The organism is Roseateles sp. Mitsp63 (genome assembly GCF_059491535.1).
In genome coordinates this window covers 54,340-72,526 of record NZ_CP168509.1, presented here as the reverse complement: position 1 = coordinate 72,526, position 18,187 = coordinate 54,340, and the positions used below count along the sequence as shown (strand labels likewise).

At 71.5% G+C, this 18,187-nt stretch carries 11 protein-coding genes; 9 read left to right on the top strand and 2 right to left on the bottom strand.

The window, feature by feature from the left end:
* Window positions 1-46 precede the first annotated feature (46 nt).
* The 5 genes from ACEN96_RS00295 to ACEN96_RS00275 all read left to right on the top strand — a co-directional run bounded on the left by ACEN96_RS00295 (window position 47) and on the right by ACEN96_RS00275 (window position 9,832).
* A complete protein-coding gene (locus ACEN96_RS00295; protein WP_495586063.1) occupies window positions 47-1,849 on the top strand; it encodes an ATP-binding response regulator in 1,803 nt (600 codons plus the stop codon).
* Window positions 1,809-5,858 carry an alpha/beta fold hydrolase gene (locus tag ACEN96_RS00290; RefSeq protein WP_495586062.1) on the top strand — a complete coding sequence of 1,350 codons (4,050 nt, stop codon included), beginning with the start codon at window positions 1,809-1,811 and terminating at the stop codon, window positions 5,856-5,858. Before ACEN96_RS00295 ends, ACEN96_RS00290 begins: the two co-directional genes overlap by 41 nt.
* Window positions 5,855-7,567, top strand: coding sequence for an alkaline phosphatase D family protein (locus ACEN96_RS00285; protein WP_495586061.1), 1,713 nt, complete (start codon window positions 5,855-5,857; stop codon window positions 7,565-7,567). Before ACEN96_RS00290 ends, ACEN96_RS00285 begins: the two co-directional genes overlap by 4 nt.
* Window positions 7,564-9,174: a CYTH domain-containing protein gene (locus tag ACEN96_RS00280; protein ID WP_495586060.1), complete on the top strand. Its 1,611-nt coding sequence runs from the start codon at window positions 7,564-7,566 to the stop codon at window positions 9,172-9,174. Before ACEN96_RS00285 ends, ACEN96_RS00280 begins: the two co-directional genes overlap by 4 nt.
* Before the next feature lie 97 nt (window positions 9,175-9,271).
* Window positions 9,272-9,832, top strand: a complete 561-nt coding sequence (locus tag ACEN96_RS00275; protein WP_495586059.1) for a hypothetical protein — start codon at window positions 9,272-9,274, stop codon at window positions 9,830-9,832.
* 82 nt (window positions 9,833-9,914) lie between these two features.
* On the opposite strand, the gene ACEN96_RS00270 is transcribed toward ACEN96_RS00275, so the two are convergent.
* The gene (locus tag ACEN96_RS00270) at window positions 9,915-10,835 is read right to left on the bottom strand and encodes a DUF2167 domain-containing protein (protein WP_495586058.1); all 921 of its coding nucleotides are present in this window, start codon (window positions 10,833-10,835) and stop codon (window positions 9,915-9,917) included.
* A gap of 204 nt (window positions 10,836-11,039) precedes the next feature.
* A complete protein-coding gene (locus ACEN96_RS00265) occupies window positions 11,040-14,600 on the bottom strand; it encodes an indolepyruvate ferredoxin oxidoreductase family protein (protein WP_495586057.1) in 3,561 nt (1,186 codons plus the stop codon).
* A gap of 236 nt (window positions 14,601-14,836) precedes the next feature.
* On the opposite strand from ACEN96_RS00265, the gene ACEN96_RS00260 reads away from it, so the two are divergent.
* The 4 genes from ACEN96_RS00260 to ACEN96_RS00245 all read left to right on the top strand — a co-directional run bounded on the left by ACEN96_RS00260 (window position 14,837) and on the right by ACEN96_RS00245 (window position 18,140).
* A complete protein-coding gene (locus ACEN96_RS00260) occupies window positions 14,837-15,388 on the top strand; it encodes an Lrp/AsnC family transcriptional regulator (RefSeq protein ID WP_495586056.1) in 552 nt (183 codons plus the stop codon).
* 406 nt (window positions 15,389-15,794) lie between these two features.
* Window positions 15,795-16,679, top strand: coding sequence for an EamA family transporter (locus ACEN96_RS00255; protein ID WP_495586055.1), 885 nt, complete (start codon window positions 15,795-15,797; stop codon window positions 16,677-16,679).
* A gap of 2 nt (window positions 16,680-16,681) precedes the next feature.
* Window positions 16,682-17,404, top strand: a complete 723-nt coding sequence (locus tag ACEN96_RS00250; protein ID WP_495586054.1) for a zinc metalloprotease — start codon at window positions 16,682-16,684, stop codon at window positions 17,402-17,404.
* A 25-nt stretch (window positions 17,405-17,429) separates the two neighbouring features.
* Window positions 17,430-18,140, top strand: coding sequence for a hypothetical protein (locus tag ACEN96_RS00245; protein WP_495586053.1), 711 nt, complete (start codon window positions 17,430-17,432; stop codon window positions 18,138-18,140).
* Window positions 18,141-18,187 lie beyond the last annotated feature (47 nt).

Below are 18,187 nucleotides of genomic sequence, written 5' to 3'. Positions count from 1 at the left end.
TCGCGGCAGCGGCCAGGCGCCGTCTCCACCGGCCATGGCGGCTGCCATGCCGGGTGAGCGCAGCGCCGAGCAGGCCAGCGTCGAACTCGAACTGCTGCGCCTGATCGGCAAGCAGGGCCGGCGCGTCCCGTATCCGGTGAGCATCGCCGCGCTGGCGATGGCGGTGATGGCGGCCAACGTGATGTCGCCCTGGCTGGCCTACGGCTGGCTCGCGGTCGTGTACGCGGTGCTGGCGGCGCGCTGGGCGGTGCTGGGCCGCCTGCCGGAGATGCATGAGCGCCCGCTCGAGCAGCGCCTGCGCTGGGCGGTCGGGCTGAGCCTGATCAACGGCCTGGTCTTCAGCGCCTCGCTGGCCGCGGCGCCCTTCCTGAGCGACTTCCAGCGCATGGTCCAGACCATCGTGCTGCTGGGCCTGTGCGCCGGCGCGGTCGCCACGACCGCCGGCCACCGCGTCGTGCTGCAGGTGTTCCTGTGGCCGGTGACGATCGCCACCGCGCTGGCCTGGGGCCTGTTCCACCAGACCGGCACCCAGCACCGCTGGCTGGACTGGGTGCTGTCGGCGCTGATCATCTTCTTCGGCCTGATCCTCACCGGCCTGGCGCGCGACACCTACCGCGTGTTCGCCGAGTCGGTGCTGATCCGCCTCCAGCAGGTGAAGAACAACCAGCAGCTGCGCCAGGCGCTGTCGCAGGCGGAATCGGCGATGGCGGCCAAGACGCGCTTCCTGGCCTCGGCCAGCCACGACCTGCGCCAGCCGATGCACACGCTGTCGCTGTTCGGCGCGGCGCTGGACAAGCGCACGCTCGACGACGAGGGCCGCGTCATCGTGACGCAGATGAACCTGGCGCTGCAATCGCTGTCGTCGCAGATGGACGCGCTGCTGGACATCTCGAAGCTGGATGCCAACGTCGTGCCGGTGAACAACCAGGTCTTCGCGCTGCAGCCCTGGCTGGCGCGGCTGCAGCGGGAGTTCCAGCCCGCCGCGCTGCGCAAGCACCTGCTGCTGCGGCTGGACTGTCCGCCCGAGGCCTGCGTCGAGAGCGACCCGGTGCTGCTGGAGCGGGTCGTGCGCAACCTGATCGACAACGCGATCAAGTACACGATGCGCGGCGAGGTGGCCATCGAGGTCCACCGCGGGCAGGACGAGGAGGTCTGGCGGCTGTCGGTGCGCGACACCGGCATGGGCATCCCGGAGCATGAGCAGCAGCGCATCTTCGAGGAGTTCTATCAAGTCGGGAATCCGGAGCGCGATCGCGCCAAGGGCCTGGGCCTGGGGCTGTCCATCGTCACGCGCCTGGTCGATCTGCTGGACCTGCACCTGGCGCTGCGCTCGGCGCCCGGGCATGGCTCGAGCTTCATGCTGAACGTGACCGCCGCCGACATCGCGCAGGTGCAGCCCGACGCCGCGCCGCGCCGCGGGCCGGCGCTGCCGCCGGTGCGGGTGCTGGTGATCGACGACGAGGAGCCGGTGCGCGTGGCGATGCACGCGCTGCTGAGCGCGCATGGCTGCCAGGTGCTGCTGGCGGGCAGCACGCGCGAGGGGCTGCTCAAGAGCATGGGCCAGCAGCCGGACCTGCTGCTGACCGACCTGCGGCTGCGCGGCGGCGAGGACGGCATCAGCGCCGTGCGCTCGCTGCGCAGCGCCTTCCCGGGCCTGCCGGCGCTGATCATCAGCGGCGACACCGCGCCCGAGCGGCTGCGCGAAGCCCACGAGGCCGGACTCACGCTGCTTCACAAGCCGGTCACCGAAGACCTGCTCATCCATGCGATGCAAGCCGCGCTGGCCGACCAGCGCAGGGAGGGTTCCGATGTCACGTCCATTCGCGGAGGCGCCGCCAGTCCCGCCTGACGCCGCCGGCGAGGCGCCACAGCGCCCGCGGGGCACGCGCTGGCTGTCGCGGCCGCTCGAGGACTGGATGGCCGCGAGGCTTGGAACGCCCGGGCCCGGCCCGTCCGCCGTGGACGTGCTGATCGTCGGCAGCGGCTATGGCGGCGCCGCGGCGGCGCATGCGCTGGCCGGGCGGCGTGATGCCGGCGGGCGCCGGCTCGAGGTGGCCGTGCTGGAGCGCGGACGCGAGTACCTGCCCGGCGCCTTCCCGAGCCGCTTCGCCGACCTGCCGGGTCATGTGCGCCTGGCGCGTTCCGGCGCCGACGCGCCGAGCGGACGGCGCGAGGGGCTTTTCGACCTGCGGCTGGGGCCGGACGTGTGCGTCGCGGTGGCCAACGGGCTGGGCGGCGGATCGCTGATCAACGCGGGCGTGATGGAGCGGCCCGATCCCTCGGTGCTGCGCGCGCCGGGCTGGCCGCAGGACTTCCTCGGCGAGGACATGACGCCCTGGTTCGAGCGCGCCGAGCGGCTGCTCGGCGTCCGGGACGAGGCGGGCGACAACACCATCGAACGCTTGCGCGCCCGCGCGCCGCAGTTCAAGGCGCGCCGGCTCGATGCGCTGAAGGCACTCGATGCGTCGCGCACGCGCGCGGCGCGCCTCCAGGTCGCGATGGACGACGAGCCGCGCGGCGCGGCCGCATGGCGCCATCGCGCCTGCATCGCCTGCGGCGACTGCGCGACCGGCTGCAACCACGAGGCCAAGCAGTCGCTCGACACCGGTCTGCTGCTGCAGGCCTGGCGGCAGGGCGCGGAACTCGTCTGCGGCGCGAGCGTCGAGTGCCTCGAGCCGGTGCCGGGGGTCGGCTGGCGCGTCTCGGTCCAGCACACCGACGAACTGCTGCGCGACCGCCAGGGCGAGCCCTTCGAGGTGCTCGCGCGGCGCGTGATCCTCGCGGCAGGGAGCCTGGGCTCGACCGAGATCCTGATGCGGTCCCGCGCGCGCGGCCTGACCGTGTCGCGGATGCTGGGGCAGGGCTTCTCGGCCAACGGCGACGTGATCGCGGTCGGACACGACGGACCGCGCGCCGTGCACGCCGTCGCGGACGAGGACCAGCCCGCCGCCGCGCGGCAGGTCGGGCCCACGATCACCGGCCTGCTCGACGCGGGGCCGGATCACGTGATCGAGGACCTGGCGGTGCCCGGCGCGCTGCGGCCGCTGTTCGACGAGAGCTTCGCGCTGGCCGCGACGCTGGATGCGCTCGCGCGGCCGAACGCCGGGCCGCACGAAGAGCGCGATGACTTCGACGATCCCTTTGCTGTGCGCCCCTCGGTGACGGACCGCTACCTGCCGCTGGCGATCATCGGCCACGACAGCGGCACGGGCCGGCTGGTGCGGCGCGAGGGGTTCGAGGAGCCGGGCGGCTTGCAGGTCGAATGGCCCGGACTGCGCGACGAGCCCGCGATCGTGCGCCGGCACGAGGCACTGGAGCGCCGTCTGCGCGGGCAGGGCGCGCGGCTGCTGCGCAATCCGCTGTGGCAGCTGCTGCCGGCGGAGATGGCCTTCCTCAACGACGCGCGCGGTCCGATGGTCAGCGTGCATCCGCTGGGCGGCTGCGCGATGGGCGACCGCGGCACGGACGGTGTCGTCAACGCGATCGGCCAGGTGTTCGCCGGCGATGGCACGGACGTGCACGAAGGGCTGGTGGTGCTCGACGGCGCGATCGTGCCGAGCTCGCTCGCGATCAATCCGGCGCTGACGATCAGCGCGCTCGCGCTGCGGGCGCTGGACCGGCTCGTCCAGGCCTGGGGGCTGGGCGAGCCGTCGCCGGTGGCGCACAGACGCGAACGCGAACGGCCGGTGTTCCGGGACGTGTCGCGGGAGGCCCCGTCAACCGCGGCCGCGCAGCCCACGGTGGTCGAGGTGCGCGAGCGCCTCGGCGGCTTCCTGCGATGGGACGGGGCGCCCGGCTCGCCGGTGAAGTACCTGGAGTTGTGCGTGACCTATCGCCCGAAGGCGGTGGTGGAGCTGCTCCGCCCCGGACCGCAGCGGCGGCTGATCGTCGCGCCGGGCAGCCGGCTGCGCGTGTTCGAGACGCGCGAAACCCGCGCCGGCCGCTTCGAGGTGGTGGGGCCGAATCCCGGCGACGGCCGGCTGTGGTCGCACGAGGAGCGCGGCGACGACCGGGCGCTGTTCACCGCGCCGCTGGCCGAGGGCGAGCTCACGCTGTTCCAGCGCGAGGGCTCCGGCCCGCTGCGCCGCCATGCGCGCGGACTCTGGGCGTGGGCCATCAATCGCGGCGTGCGTGATTGCTGGCAGGGGCTGACCGACTGGGCCGCCGGGCGCTCGCCACCGAAGGCGCCGGGCGCGGCGCGCGCCGGCCTGCGCGAACGCGCCGTCAATGCCTGGCATCTCTCCGGCCACGCGGGCGAGGCGCGCCTGATGCGTTACCGCGTCCGCATCGATCCGGACGCCGCGCTGCCGGATTGGGCGGCCGGTTTGCGCATGCAGGGACTGGAGGGCTGCAAGCGCGTCAGCTACACGCGGCGCGGCAATCCCTGGACGCAATTGAGCCGGATGGTGCTGAAGCCGGTCGCGGGCCTGTCGCCGCCGCCCGGCGAGCGCGCCATCACGCTGACGCTGGACCTCCACCATCTGGCCCGCGAACGGCTGCCGCTGCTGCGCATCCGGCAGGCGCGCGACATCCCGTCCGCGGCGCGCGACATCGGCGCGCTGATGGCCTACGTCGCGCGGATGACGGTGGGCCTGCATGCCTGGACCTTCCGCAAGCCCGACGAGGCGCCGGCGCGGCAGGTGTCGCGCCTGCCCGGCGTGGTGCCGGGGCTGCCGGAGCCGGCGGTGACGGAGATGGCCGCCGGCCGCTGGGGCGATGCCGGCGCGCAGCGCCAGGACCTGGACCGGCCGCCGCGTCCGGACGACGACGACCCGGTGCTGATCCGGCTGACGCGCTACGCGCGTCCGGGCGGCATGCCGGTGCTGATGATCCATGGCTACAGCGCCAGCGGCACGACCTTCGCGCATCACTCGGTGCGGCCGGGCCCGGCGAAGCTGCTGTGGGACGCGGGCTACGACGTCTGGATCGTGGACATGCGCACCAGCGCCGGCCAGCCCACCGCGAAGCTGCCGTGGACCTTCGAGGAGGCGGCGTTCAACGACATTCCGCTGGCCGTCGACCGCGTGCTGCGCGAGACCGGCCGCGAGCGGCTGGCCGTGTTCGCGCACTGCATGGGCTCGGTGATGCTGCACATGGCGCTTCTCGAGCCGCGCGAGCAGCCGTGGGAACGCTTCCATGCGCTGCGCGTGAAGCTGCGTGACCGCATCGAGAAGCTGGTGATCTCGCAGGTGACGCCGCTGATGGTGATGTCGCCGACGAACAGCCTGCGCGGCGTGCTGATGCAGTACGTGCGGCCCTACCTGCCGATGAGCGACTTCGCCTTCCGGCCCGCCGGGGAGCCGGCGCTGGCCGATCGGCTGCTGGACCGGCTGCTGTCGAGCCTGCCGTATCCGGACGCGGAGTTCGACCTCGAGAACCCGCCGCCCTGGCCGCCATGGCGCATGCGGCGCACGCCGTGGACGGCGACGCGGCACCGGATGGACCTGCTCTACGGGCGCGACTTCGCGATCGGCAACGTGGACCAGCCGGTGTTCGATTTCATCGACGACCACTTCGGGCCGCTGAACATGGACACCGTCGCGCAGGCGATCCACTTCGCGCGCTGCCACGAGATCACCGACTGGCAGGGCGCGAGCGTCTACCTCGACAGCCTGGCCAAGAGCCTGGCGCTGCTGAAGGCCTTCCCGGTGCTGTCGCTGCATGGCGAGGACAACGGCCTGTGCAGCGCGGACAGCGCGGAGCTGCTGAAGGACTACTACGACCAGGCGGCGCCGGGGCGCTATCGCTACCGGGTGATCGCGGGGCATGGGCATCAGGACTGCCTGATCGGGCGCCATGTCGCGACGCAGGTGTTCCCGCACGTGCTGGCCTTCCTGGCCGAGGAGCCGCAGCCATGAGCGCGATCTTCCGCAGGCTGGCGCCGAGCGCGCTGCTGATCAGCGCGGAGGCGCCGGGTCATCGCGTCGAGCACGGCGCGCCGGAAGGCGGCCGCGTGCCGGTGCTGACGGCGCTGCGGCCGGAGCGCGGCTGGCCCCACTGGCTGCTGTGGGTGCCGATGCGCTGGCGCGGCGGGTGGGACTACGAGCGCCTGCCGCTGCCGTGGCGGATCGAGCCCTTCGTGGCACCGGGTGTTGGCCAGCCCGGCGCGCCGTGGCGGGGCTCGCAGGCGGTGGAGGCCTTTCCGGCGCCGGCGCCGCGCGAGCCGGCCGCGGCGGACGCGGCGGACACGGATGACGAGGACCCCGGCATCGCGATGGATGGGCTGCTGCTGCTGGCGCTGTATCTGGAGCCGCGCGCGCTCGCGATGGAGGGCGTGCATCACGGCGTGATGCATGAGCTCGGCGAGGAGGAACTGCGCGCGCAGGTGGAAGGCGCGCTCGACGAGTTGCTGGACCTGCCGCCGCATCGCTGGGCTCACGGCTTCGTGCCCGCGCCGGGCGAGGCCGCGACGGCCGCGGCGGACGCGAGCGGCGTGTGCTTCGCCCTGGCCGCCTGCCAATACCCGCCGGGGCTGCTCGACGTGAGCCCGGGCTGGGAGCTCGACGCCTCGCAGGCGGGACCGGCGCTGGCGGCGATGGCGCGGCTGCACCGGTTCACGCGCTCGACGGCACGGGGGCGGGCGTGCTCGCTGGTGCTGTTCGCCGGCGACCAGATCTATGCGGATGCGAGCGGCGGCCTGGCGGATTCGCGCAGCGGCGTCGAGCGCTACGCGCGCGCCTATGGCGAATTCAAGGCCGGTCCCGCGCGGCTGTTGCCGCCGACGGTGGCGCGCGTGGTGCACGGCGTCGACGACCACGAGATCGTCGACAACTGGGAGCCGAGCCCGCGCGCGGGTCATGGCGGCCACGGCCCGTGGTTCGAGGTGGCGCGGCAGGCGGCCTGGGATCACCGATGGGAAGCGGGCGCGCGGGTGGGCGGGCCCGGGCTGCTGTGGCATGACTTCGACTGGCGCGGGGCGGCGTTCTTCATCGCCGACGCGCGCTGCGAGCGCGAGTCCCGGCGCGTCGCGACCTGGTCGACAGCCCGGATGTGGTCCGTCGCGCAGCGGGATGCCTTCGGCGAGTGGCTGGCGCGCGGCGCGGGCCGGCCGCGTTTCGTGATGAGCGGCTCGCTGCCGCTGCCGCGCAAGCGGACGACGGTGGAGCACGCGGCCAGTTGCCTGCGCTCGGATGCGTGGGACGGGTATCCGCACAGCCTGCATGAGCTGCTCGGCGAGGTGTGGCGGCATCGCGCCTCGGGGCTGGTGTTCCTCTCCGGCGACGAGCACCGCTCGGGCTGGGCGAGCGTGGAGATCTCGGCCATCGACGGCGATGACCCGTCGCCGGTGCGGGTGCATTCGGTGCACAGCTCGGCGCTGTACGCGCCGTGGCCGTTCGCGATCACCGCCGAGGAGGAACTCGCCGCGCCGGAGATGTTCGAGTTCGACGGCCCCGAGGGACGGCGTCTGAGATGCGTCGTCGGTGCATGGGTGGACCACCCGGGCGACGGCTTCGCCGTGCTTCGGGTGACCGGTGCGGGCACCGAGCTGTGGTTCGATCGGGCGGGGCAGCCGGGCGAGGAGGCCATTGCCTTGCTGTCACCCCTCGCATGCGACACTGCCCCATGAACGAAATCGAGCTCCGTTTCCAGATCCCCGAATCGCAATGGCCCGCGGTGCATCGCTGGGTGGCGGGGAGCGGCAAGTCCACCGCCGCGCAGGAGCGCCTGCAGGCCGCCTACTTCGACACCGCCGAGCGCGATCTCGCGCGCGCCGGTTTCGCGCTGCGCCTGCGCCGCGAGGGCGAGGTCTGGGTGCAGACGCTCAAGGGCGCCGCGCCCGACGGCATGACCCGGCTCGAACACAACGTTCCGCTCGGCGCCGACACCCCCGCGCTGGACGTCGCGCGGCACGCCGACCACCCTGCCGGCCAGGCGCTGCAGGAGTTGCTCGCCACGCTGCCCGAGGGCGCGTTGCAAGCGCTGTTCCGCACCGACATCACGCGCCTGACGCGGCCGCTGCGCACGCGCTACGGACTCGTCGAACTCGCGCTCGACCACGGCGCGCTGCTCGCCGGCGAGGGCGACACGCTGCGCTCGGCCGCCGTCGCCGAACTCGAGATCGAGCTCAAGAGCGGCCAGGCGCGCGCGGTCCTCGAGGTCGCCCGCCAATGGGCCGTCGAGCGCTTCGGGCTGTCGCTGGAGCTGCGCACCAAGGCGCTGCGCGGCGATCTGCTGGCGCGCAACCTGGACTGCGCGCCGGTCGCCGAGTCGCATGGCATCCATTGGACCGGCGACATGACCCGCGACGACGCGCTGCACGTGCTGCTGCGTGACTGCCTCGAGCCGGTCCTGGGCAACGCCTCGCAGATCGTCAGCGGCCGGCATCAGCCCGAGCACCTGCACCAGCTCCGCGTCGCCCTGCGCCGGTTGCGCGCCGGCCTGCGGCTGCTGGCCGGGGACGACGAGGTGGCGCTCCACGCGCTCGCCGATGGCGCGGGACAGTTGTCGCGGCGGCTCACCGCCGCGCGGGACGCGGACGCGCAGGCCGAGGCGCCCTGGCGAGTCGCGATGCTTGCCGCCTGGCGCGCCGAGCGTCCGTCCGCCGCCGCGCCCGAGGCCGCCGCCGCGCCGCGCGTCGACGTGGCCGGTCTGATCCACGCGCGCGAGGTCCAGGGCTGGATGCTCGCGATCATCGGCTGGCTCGCGCGTCCCGAGCCGGAGCACGTGCCCGGGTCGCAGCAGGACCTGTCCTTCGTGCATGAGCGCATCGCCCAGTGGCGGGCCGCCGCGGACAAGCAGCTCAAGCGCTTCGACCGGCTCGACGCCGAAGGCCGTCACCACCTGCGCCGGCGTCTGCGCCGTCTGCGGCTGGCGATGGAACTCGCCTTCGCCGTGCCCGGCGGCGCGGACGGCCGCCGGCTGTCGAAGAAGGAACTGGAGACCCGCGGCAAGTTGCTCGAGCGCGTCCACGAGGCGGCGCAGAAGCTCGGTGCCCTGAACGACCTCGAGATCGGCCTGTCCCAGGCCCGCGAGCAGCTCGCGCTGGCGATGGCCAGCAGCGATGTGCCGGCCGCCGCGAGAGCCGGGTTCTCGCTGGGCTGGCTGCGGCCGCGCCAGAAGCAGGCGTTGGAGCGGGCCGCCAAGGCCGTCCGCGCGATCCCGGCCTTCAAGCCGGCGAAGGCAGCCAAGCGGGCGAAGCCCGCCAAGGCCTCGAAGGGCGGCAAGCCCGACTGAAGCGGGCCGGCCGGCCGCCTTCACTGAGGAATGCGCCGCTGGCTCCTCCGATCGAGGCCGGCGGACGATTTCCCATTCCTCTTGCCTCGAGGCCGACATGTCCACCAACTTCTCTTCCCACCCCTGTCCGAACGGCGATCGTCCCGCGAGCAGCGCCACGAGCACCCGCCTCGCCGGCGCCGATGCCGATGTCGACGCGATCCCGGACCACGACAGGGTCGTCGCGCTCCTGGCGCATGCGCTCGATCCCGATCAACTGCGCGCCGCGCAGGCGCTGGCCGCGCGCAAGCTGTTGAACGAAGACGGCACGGTGTATCCGGCCGATGGCTGCGCGATCACCTTGTCCGTGTTGATGCAGGGCGCGGGATTCGACGTGCCCGACCTGTTCTGGGCCCTGGACGTGCCGGCGATGCTGCTGGCCCGGGGCTGGATCGAGGTGGCGCCAGGCAACCAGCGGGCCGGCGACATCGGCAGCACCTGCCGCGCGGAGCGGCACCATGGCGAGGACCATGTGTATCTGGTGCTGCGGGCGGTGAACGGGGACGAGATGATCGTCGTCGACAACCAGGCCGCCAGCCCGCATTTCCGCTGGGCGAGCGGGCAGGGCGGCAAGACGCCGACGACGATGTTCTATCGCGCGCCGGACCTGACCGCCTGAGCGGTGCTCAGCATCTCGTGCACATCGTGCACATCGTGCATCCTGACCGCCAGGAAGGCCGCGAGTCCGCGAGCAGCGCGGATCAAGACTCCGCGGTCTCGCTCTTCTTGCGGCCGAACAGCTTCATGATCGCGCCGCCGAAGCCGACCGCCGCCAGCACGATGATCTTGGCGAACTTCAGGAAGAACGCGCCGATCACCGCCAGCAGCCCCAGCTTCTTCGCGCCCACGCCCAGCACCAGCGCGGCCAGGCCGTACTCGGCGACCTTGTCGGTGCTGCCGTTGAAGTCGGCGTAGCGCTTGCCGTCGTTGAACTCGAGCGCGCCCAGCAGCTGCTGCGCCTGGCCCTTGTACTTGGGCAGGTCGTCCAGGCCGGTGACCAGGTTCAGCGACATGTAGCCCTCGCGGCCCAGCGCGTAGGTGTTGTAGTTGACGCCCTGCGGCTCGTTCGCCGGCGCGCCGACCTCGCGCGACTTCATCGCCCACACCAGCCGGTGCGTGTCCGCGGCGTAGGCCGGCTCCTGCGCCCAGCCGGTGATCTCCAGCGCGCGGCCGCCCATCTTCTTGCGCTCCTCGTTGCTGGCCTCGGTGCCTTCCTTGAAGCTCTTGAGCATGTCGGCGGCGTCCCAGTGCTTGGCGTCGTCGTCCTTGATGTAGCCCGACTTCTCGAAGCGCAGCGTCGCGAACCAGCCGTCGTCGTCGCGCTGGAACACCAGGCCCTCCAGGTCGCTGTAGTCGCCCGGGTTGCCCATCGCGTGCATCAGCTGGGCGGCGTGCGGCTGCGGGATGTAGAGCTTGCCGTCGGGCAGGTGCAGCACGGCCTGGCTGGACAGCTTGACGTCCTGCGGGCCCTTGACGATGTCCTTCTGCGCGGCCGCGAAGACCTGGTCGAACTCGTTGTTCGCGGCCTGGGCCGAGGCGGCCGGGGCCGCGAGGAAGGAGGCGCCGAGCGCGACGGCGCCGGCCAGGGTCCGCATCCAGCGGGACAGGGGGATGGTGGTCATGGGAAGCTCCCTCGAAACGGCCTCGCGGGCCGGAAAGTGCGTGGCCTCTGACGGGCCGAGGGGTGCGAGTCTATCGATGCCCCTTGCCGGGAAAACCGCACCTCCCCCATGAGAGGGCGTCGCCAGTCGCCCAAGATGACGAAAGACACGCGGCCCGCCCGGGTTTCCCCGGACGGGCCGCGTCCGCCAGCGGATGGCCGGGCCTTACGCCGCTTCCTGCCAGCGCTTGGCGAGCTGGTCCCACTTCAGGCGCGCCGCCTTGAGGTGACGCTCCTTGACATGGCCGTAGCCGCGGATGTCCTCCGGAATGCGGGCCAAGTCGACGGCCACCGGCAGGCGCTCGGCGGTCAGGCCCTTGGCCAGGATGGCTTCGATCGTCGCGCGGTAGTCGGCGATCAGCTGGCGCTCCATCTTGCGTTCCCCGGTGTGGCCGAACGGATCGAAGGCGGTGCCGCGCAGGCCCTTCATCTTCGCCAGCACGCCCATCGCCGGACGCACCCAGCCGCCGAAGGCGCGCTTCTGCAGCTCGCCCTTGTCGTTCTTCCTGGCGAGCATCGGCGGCGCCAGGTGGTGCACGACCTTGAAGTCGCCCTCGAACTGGGCCTGGATCTTCTCGAGGAACCGGGTGTCCGTGTGCAGACGGGCCACCTCGTACTCGTCCTTGTAGGCCATCAGCTTGAACAGATAGCGCGCGACGGCCTCGGTCAGGCGGGTGCTGCCCAGCGGCAGTTCGGCGGCGCGGACCTTCTCGACGAAGGCGCGGTACTGCTCGGCGTAGGCGGCGTTCTGGTAGCCGACCAGGAACTCGACGCGCTTGGAGATCAGCTCATCCACGCCCTGGCGCTTGACGAAGTTGATCACCTGCTGCGCCGCGAACAGCGACTGCACCGCGGCCAGGTCATGGGCGCAGCGGCGGCCCCATTCGAAGGCGGCCTTGTTGTTGTCCACCTGCACGCCGTTGAGCTCGATGGCGCGCATCAGCGCGGCATGGCTCAGCGGCACGCGGCCCTTCTGCCACGCATAGCCCAGCATCAGCGGGTTGGTGTACAGCGAGTCGCCCAGCAGCTTCACCGCGACCTCTTCCGCGTCGAACATGCCCAGGTGGGACGCCCCGACGGCCTTCTGCACCGCGGCCTCGCAGGCCGCGCCCGGGAAGGACCAGTTCGCGTCGTTGACCAGCGTGGCGGTGGGCGAGCCGTGCGTGTTCAGCGCGACGAAGCTGCGGCCCTCGCGCATCACGGCCAGCGTCGTCTTGTTGGCGGCGACGATGGAATCGCAGGCGATGACCAGGTCGGCCTCGGCGGTGCCGACCTTGGTGCAGTAGATCGCGTCCGGCGAGTTGGCGATCTGGATGTGGCTCCAGGTCGCGCCGCCCTTCTGCGCCAGGCCGGCCGCGTCCTGCGTGACGACGCCCTTGCCCTCCAGGTGCGCGGCCATGCCGAGCAACTGGCCGATCGTGATCACGCCGGTGCCGCCGACGCCCGCGACGACGATGCCCCAGGCCTCGGACGCGTTCGGCACCACCGGCTGCGGGATCGCCGGCAGCGAGGCGTCGAACGGGCTGACGCGCTTGTCCTTCTTCGGCTTCCTGAGCTCGCCGCCCTCGATGGTAACGAAGCTCGGGCAGAAGCCCTTCACGCAGGAGAAGTCCTTGTTGCAGGTGTTCTGGTTGATCTGGCGCTTGCGGCCGAACTCGGTCTCGAGCGGCTCGACCGACAGGCAGTTCGATTGCACCGAGCAGTCGCCGCAGCCTTCGCAGACCAGCTCGTTGATGACGGTGCGCTTGGCCGGGTCGGCCAGCTTGCCGCGCTTGCGGCGGCGGCGCTTCTCGGTGGCGCAGGTCTGGTCGTAGATGATGACCGTGGTGCCGGGGATCTCGCGGAACTGGCGCTGGATGGCGTCGAGCTCGTCGCGGTGATGCACCGTCACGCCGGCGGCGAGCGGCTTGCCGTCGTACTTCTCCGGTTCGTCGGTGACGATGACCAGCTTGGCGACGCCTTCGCTGATCAGGCTGTTCATGATCTGCGTGACGCTGTGGCCCTCGGGGCGCTCGCCGACCTGCTGGCCGCCGGTCATCGCGACGGCGTCGTTGTAGAGCACCTTGTAGGTGATGTTCACGCCGGCCGCGATGGACTGGCGGATCGCCAGGCTGCCGCTGTGGAAGTAGGTGCCGTCGCCGAGGTTGCTGAAGATGTGCTTCTCGTCGGTGAACGGCGCCTGGCCGACCCAGGGCACGCCCTCGCCGCCCATCTGGGTGAAGGTCGCGGTGTTGCGGCCCGGCATCCAGGTGACCATGTAGTGGCAGCCGATGCCGCCGACGGCGCGCGAGCCGTCCGGCACGCGGGTGCTGGTGTTGTGCGGGCAGCCGGAGCAGAACCAGGGCGTGCGGTCGGCGCCGCCGGCGGTCTTCTCCTCGCTCTTGAGCGACTGTTCCTTGGCGTCGATCAGCGCGACGCGGGCATCCAGGCGCGCGGCGGTGTCGGCGTCCACACCCAGCTTCCTCAGCCGCTTGGCGATGGCGCGGGCGATGATGGCCGGCGTCAGGTCGGCCTGCGGGCGCAGCAGCCAGTTGCTGCTGGGATTGGGCTGGCTCCACTCGCCGCCGCTGCGGTCGCCGTCGGTCTCGTCGAACTTGCCGAGCACGTTCGGGCGCACGTCGGGACGCCAGTTGTACAGCTCCTCCTTGAGCTGGTACTCGATCATCTGGCGCTTCTCCTCGATGACGAGGATCTCCTGCAGGCCGGTGGCGAAGTCGCGGGTGATGGTGGCCTCCAGCGGCCACACGACGTTGACCTTGTGCAGCCGGATGCCCAGGCGGCGGCAGCTGTCGTCGTCCAGGCCCAGGTCGTGCAGCGCCTGGCGGGTGTCGTTCCAGGCCTTGCCGGAGGCGATCAGGCCGATGCGGTCATGGGGCGTGCTGATGACGTTGTGGTTGAGCCTGTTCGCGCGGACGTAGGCGAGGGCGGCGTACCACTTGAAGTCCATCATCCGGGCTTCCTGGTCCAGCGGCGGGTCGGGCCAGCGGATGTGCAGGCCGCCCGGGGGCATCTGGAAGTCCTCGGGCATCAGGATCTCGACGCGATCGGGGTCGACGCTGACGCTGCTGGAGGACTCGACGATCTCCTGGATCGTCTTCATGCCCGACCACAGGCCGGAGAAGCGGCTCATCGCGAACGCGTGCAGCCCCATGTCGAGGATGTCCTGGACGCTGGACGGGAAGAACACCGGGAAGCCGACGGCCTTGAAGACGTGGTCGCTCTGGTGGGCGGCGGTGGAGCTCTTGGCGATGTGGTCATCGCCGGCGATGGCGATGACGCCGCCATGCCGGGAGGTGCCGGCCATGTTGGCGTGCTTGAAGACGTCGATGCAGCGGTCGACGCCGGGGCCCTTGCCGTACCACATGCCGAAGACGCCATCGAACTTGGCCTTCTCGGGGAACAGGGCCATCTGCTGGGTGCCCCAGACGGCGGTGGCGCCGAGTTCCTCGTTGACGCCGGGCTGGAAGACGATGTTCTGCTTGGCCAGGTGCTTCTTGGCGGCCATCAGGGCCTGGTCGTAGCCGCCCAGCGGGGAGCCGCGGTAGCCGGAGATGAAGCCGGCGGTGTTGAGGCCGGCGATGGCGTCGCGGGTGCGCTGCAGCATCGGCAGCCGGACCAGGGCCTGGACCCCGCTCATGAAGGCGCGCCCTTCGTCGAGGGCGTACTTGTCGTCCAGCGTGACCTTTTCTAGCGCACGCAGGATGTGTTCGGGCAAGGGGGCGTTCATGGGGGGAGTCTCCTGATGGGTGGCTGACCTCGGTCCCGCTTGTGGCGGGCCGTGTGCCTGGGCTGCCGTCGCGCCAAGTATGTTGGCGCGCGCAAAACGCAGCGATCAGTGTAGGAAACAATGCCCGGCGAGTGTTTGCTCGTTCTGCGCCGTGAGCGGCAGCTTGAGCAAGAATCTTTCCCGAAACGGTGAAAGGGATTCGTATGGCATCGAAAAATGGCTCATCAGGGAAAACCATGAGGGCGGCGGCGGGTTCGACCGGCGCCGAGGAGCACGAGGACGCGGCGGCGGCCGGAGGCCCCGCGAGTGGGGAACTCGACCGGTATCACGTGGCCATCCTGGGGGAGCTGCAGCGGGAGGCCCGGCTGTCGAACGCGGAACTGGCGGCGAGGATCGGGTTGTCGCCGGCGCCGACCTGGCGGCGGGTGCGCTGGCTGGAGGAGCAGGGCTTCATCACCGGGTATCGCGCGGAGATCGACCGGCGCCGGCTGGGGCTGGGAGTGCTGGCCTTCGTGCGGGTGGACGCGGACCGCAACAACGGCGCCGCGACGAAGGAGCTGGAGGAGGCGATCCGGCAACTGCCGGAGGTGATCGCCTGCCACTACATCAGCGGGGCGGGGACCTTCGAGCTGGAGGTGATGGCGACCGACCTGGATGCGTTCAGCCGGTTCTCGATCGACACGCTGCTGAACCTGCCGAACGTGAAGGACATCCACACGAGTTTCTCGCTCGGGGAAGTGAAGGCAGGCGGCGCGTTGCCGCTGGGGCACCTCCGGCCCAAAGGCTGAAGACCCTCACTCCGCTCTTTCCGGCGAAGTGACAGAGCAACCGTGTCAAGCGCTTGGACTTGCCTGACCACGACCGCCAACTCCCTCGCCCCCAAGGGGGGGAGAGCAACCGTGTCAAGCGCTGCTGCTGACCAACCCCCTCGCCCCCCGCGAGGGGGGCGAGGGCAGGGGAGAGGGGGCGCTTCGAAGGGCAGCAGCGCTGGGGCACGAGGCCCCTCTCCCCTTCCCTCTCCCCCTGCGGGGGCGAGGGGGTTGACTGCGCTGCTCGGCTCTTCCTACTCCCTCACCCGCTTGCGGGAGGGGTGAGGGCCAGCAGACTGTGCCGGTCGCCTCCGCAAGTTCCTGTATCGGTCCGGTTTGAAGCCGCGCTGGCATAGTCGGCGATCCCCCGCTCGCCTCGGCCGTCATGACGCTACCGCTCCGCCATTTCCTGCTCGCGCTGTCCGTCGTCGCCATCTGGGGAAGCAATTTCGTCGTGATCCGCTGGGGCCTGAACGCGTTCCCGCCGCTGCTGTTCGCCGCGCTGCGCTTCACGCTCGCCGCCGTGCCGGCGATGTTCCTGCTGCCCCGCCCCAAGGTCGGCTGGCGCAACCTTGCCGCCTACGGCGCCTTCGTCGGCGTCGGGCAGTTCGCGCTGCTCTACCTGGCGATGGGCTCCCAGATCTCCCCGGGGCTCGCCTCCCTCGTCATCCAGACCCAGGTGTTCTTCACGCTGCTGCTCGCGATGCGCATGAGCGGCGAGCGCGTCCAGGGTTTCCAGTGGCTCGCGCTCGCGATGGCGGCCGCCGGCATCGGCGTCATCGCCTCGCACACCGACGGCTCGACCACCGTGCTCGGCCTGGCGATGGTGCTGGTCGCGGCGTTCAGCTGGTCCAGCGGCAACATCGTCGGCAAGCGCGCTGGCGCCGTGAACATGCTCGCCTACGTCGTCTGGAGCAGCGCCTTCGCCGCGCCGCCGCTGTTCGCGCTGTCGCTCATCGTCGAAGGCCCCGCCCGGATCGGCGAGGCCCTCGCCCAGGCCGGTCCCGGCGCCTGGGCCGCCGTGCTCTGGCAGTCGGCCGGCAATACGCTGTTCGGCTACGGCGCCTGGAGCTGGCTGCTCTCGCGCCATCCCGCCGCGACCGTCGTGCCGATGGCGCTGCTCGTGCCGGTGTTCGGCATGAGCTGCTCCGCGCTGCTGCTCGGCGAAGGCCTGCCGCCGTGGAAGCTGATGGCCGCCGCGCTCGTGATCAGCGGCCTGGCCGTCAACCTGCTGTGGCCGCGCGTGCGTGGCGTGCTCAGGGCCGCCTGACGATGCGGCGCGCACGCGGCGTGTGGGCGGCGGCGCTCGCGTCCGTGGCGGTCGCGCTGTTCGCCCCGGCCGGCCGCGCGCAGTTCGTGCCGCCGGAGAAGGGAACGGCCAGTGCGCCCGCGCAGGCTCCACCGGTGCGCGATCAGGAGATCGCCCAATGCCTGCCCGGCGAGCTCCAGACCTGGGGCGATGGCCGCGATCGTCCGATCGCCTCGCGCTCGCTGCGTTTCGCCTACCGGCATGACAACGCGCCGCCCTGGTTCACCGAATCGCAGGTGCTCGCGCTCGTGAAGCGCTCGGCCCAGGCCTGGTCCGCCTGCGACCTGCGCCTGACCGTGATCGCCGTCCCGCGCGGCCAGCTGCCGCCCGAGGACGCCATCCAGATCCTCTGGAGCGACGCCGGCAGCCGCGGCCAGTTCGCCCTGGCCAACGTCACCGCGAGAAGCCTGTCCATCGGCCCCGGCCTGTTCGCGCTGCTGCGCGAGCGCAATCCGAAGTACCCCGCCGACCAGACGCTGCAGATGGTGCTGTCGCACGAGATGGGTCACTTCTTCGGCCTGATGGCGCATTCGAAGCGCTGCGTCGACACCATGTCCTATTACGACAACGGCAAGGGCGAACGCTGCGCGCTGCGCGACTCGAGGAGTTGGGGCAGCGTCGTCGAGTACCGCTCGATGCTGCCCACCGCCTGCGACATCGCGCGCTGCCGGGCGTTGAACCGCTGACAGCGCGCGGGCGTATGCTGATCTGATGAACCCGCACCGCCGCCTCGCCGCCTTCGCCGCCCTGACCGCGCTGGCCTTTGCCGCTGTCCTGCCCGTCCGCGCGGCGCCCGGTCCGAGACAGAACCTGCAGGTCGAGCTGCGCTGGGTCGAGTCGGAGCTCAGCGGCTCCACGGTCGCCGGCATCCGCGACGGCAGCACGGTCGTCAGCACCGGCGGCAGCGTGTCGCCGCGCGGCGGCGTGACGCTGTCCACCGAAAACCGCGAGCAGCGCCAGCAGCTGTTCCCGCGGCTGATGGTGCTCAATGGATCCCAGGCCTCGTTCACGATGACCGAGTCGACGCCGATCCAGTGGGTCGACGTCGCGCTCGATCGCCAGCAGGGCGAGCCGCGCGATCGCGTGGTCGTCATTCCGCGCCAGGGCATGGCCGAGCGGGTGCGCGGCATCGTGGTCAAGCCGAGCTGGCCGGGCGGGCAAGGGCCGGTGACCGTCGAGGTCCGCGCGACGGACCAGGCGCAGTTGCCGCCGGGCGGCACCTACGGCAGCTCGCTGCCCGACGCCCAGCAGCGGCCGGGTACCGATGTCCTCAGCACCGTCCAGGCGCCGCTGGGCATCTGGGTCACGATCGCCCGGACCGGCAGCGTCGCGGCGAGCGCCGGCCGCAACGTCTACAGCACCCGCGACGCGGAAGTGCAGAAGCTGCGCGAACTCCAGTTGCGGATCGACGTGGCGCCCTGACTGGATCCATGGCGGTTTCTTCGAATCGCCTTCATCGGCTTGATTGG

What these genes read in the sequence shown, in the direction of transcription:
- ACEN96_RS00295 (WP_495586063.1), top strand. Translation starts at nt 47, where the DNA reads ATGCCGGGTGAGCGCAGCGCCGAGCAGGCCAGCGTCGAACTCGAACTG.
- ACEN96_RS00290 (WP_495586062.1), top strand. Translation starts at nt 1,809, where the DNA reads ATGTCACGTCCATTCGCGGAGGCGCCGCCAGTCCCGCCTGACGCCGCC.
- ACEN96_RS00285 (WP_495586061.1), top strand. Translation starts at nt 5,855, where the DNA reads ATGAGCGCGATCTTCCGCAGGCTGGCGCCGAGCGCGCTGCTGATCAGC.
- ACEN96_RS00280 (WP_495586060.1), top strand. Translation starts at nt 7,564, where the DNA reads ATGAACGAAATCGAGCTCCGTTTCCAGATCCCCGAATCGCAATGGCCC.
- ACEN96_RS00275 (WP_495586059.1), top strand. Translation starts at nt 9,272, where the DNA reads ATGTCCACCAACTTCTCTTCCCACCCCTGTCCGAACGGCGATCGTCCC.
- ACEN96_RS00270 (WP_495586058.1), bottom strand. Translation starts at nt 10,835, where the DNA reads ATGACCACCATCCCCCTGTCCCGCTGGATGCGGACCCTGGCCGGCGCC.
- ACEN96_RS00265 (WP_495586057.1), bottom strand. Translation starts at nt 14,600, where the DNA reads ATGAACGCCCCCTTGCCCGAACACATCCTGCGTGCGCTAGAAAAGGTC.
- ACEN96_RS00260 (WP_495586056.1), top strand. Translation starts at nt 14,837, where the DNA reads ATGAGGGCGGCGGCGGGTTCGACCGGCGCCGAGGAGCACGAGGACGCG.
- ACEN96_RS00255 (WP_495586055.1), top strand. Translation starts at nt 15,795, where the DNA reads ATGACGCTACCGCTCCGCCATTTCCTGCTCGCGCTGTCCGTCGTCGCC.
- ACEN96_RS00250 (WP_495586054.1), top strand. Translation starts at nt 16,682, where the DNA reads ATGCGGCGCGCACGCGGCGTGTGGGCGGCGGCGCTCGCGTCCGTGGCG.
- ACEN96_RS00245 (WP_495586053.1), top strand. Translation starts at nt 17,430, where the DNA reads ATGAACCCGCACCGCCGCCTCGCCGCCTTCGCCGCCCTGACCGCGCTG.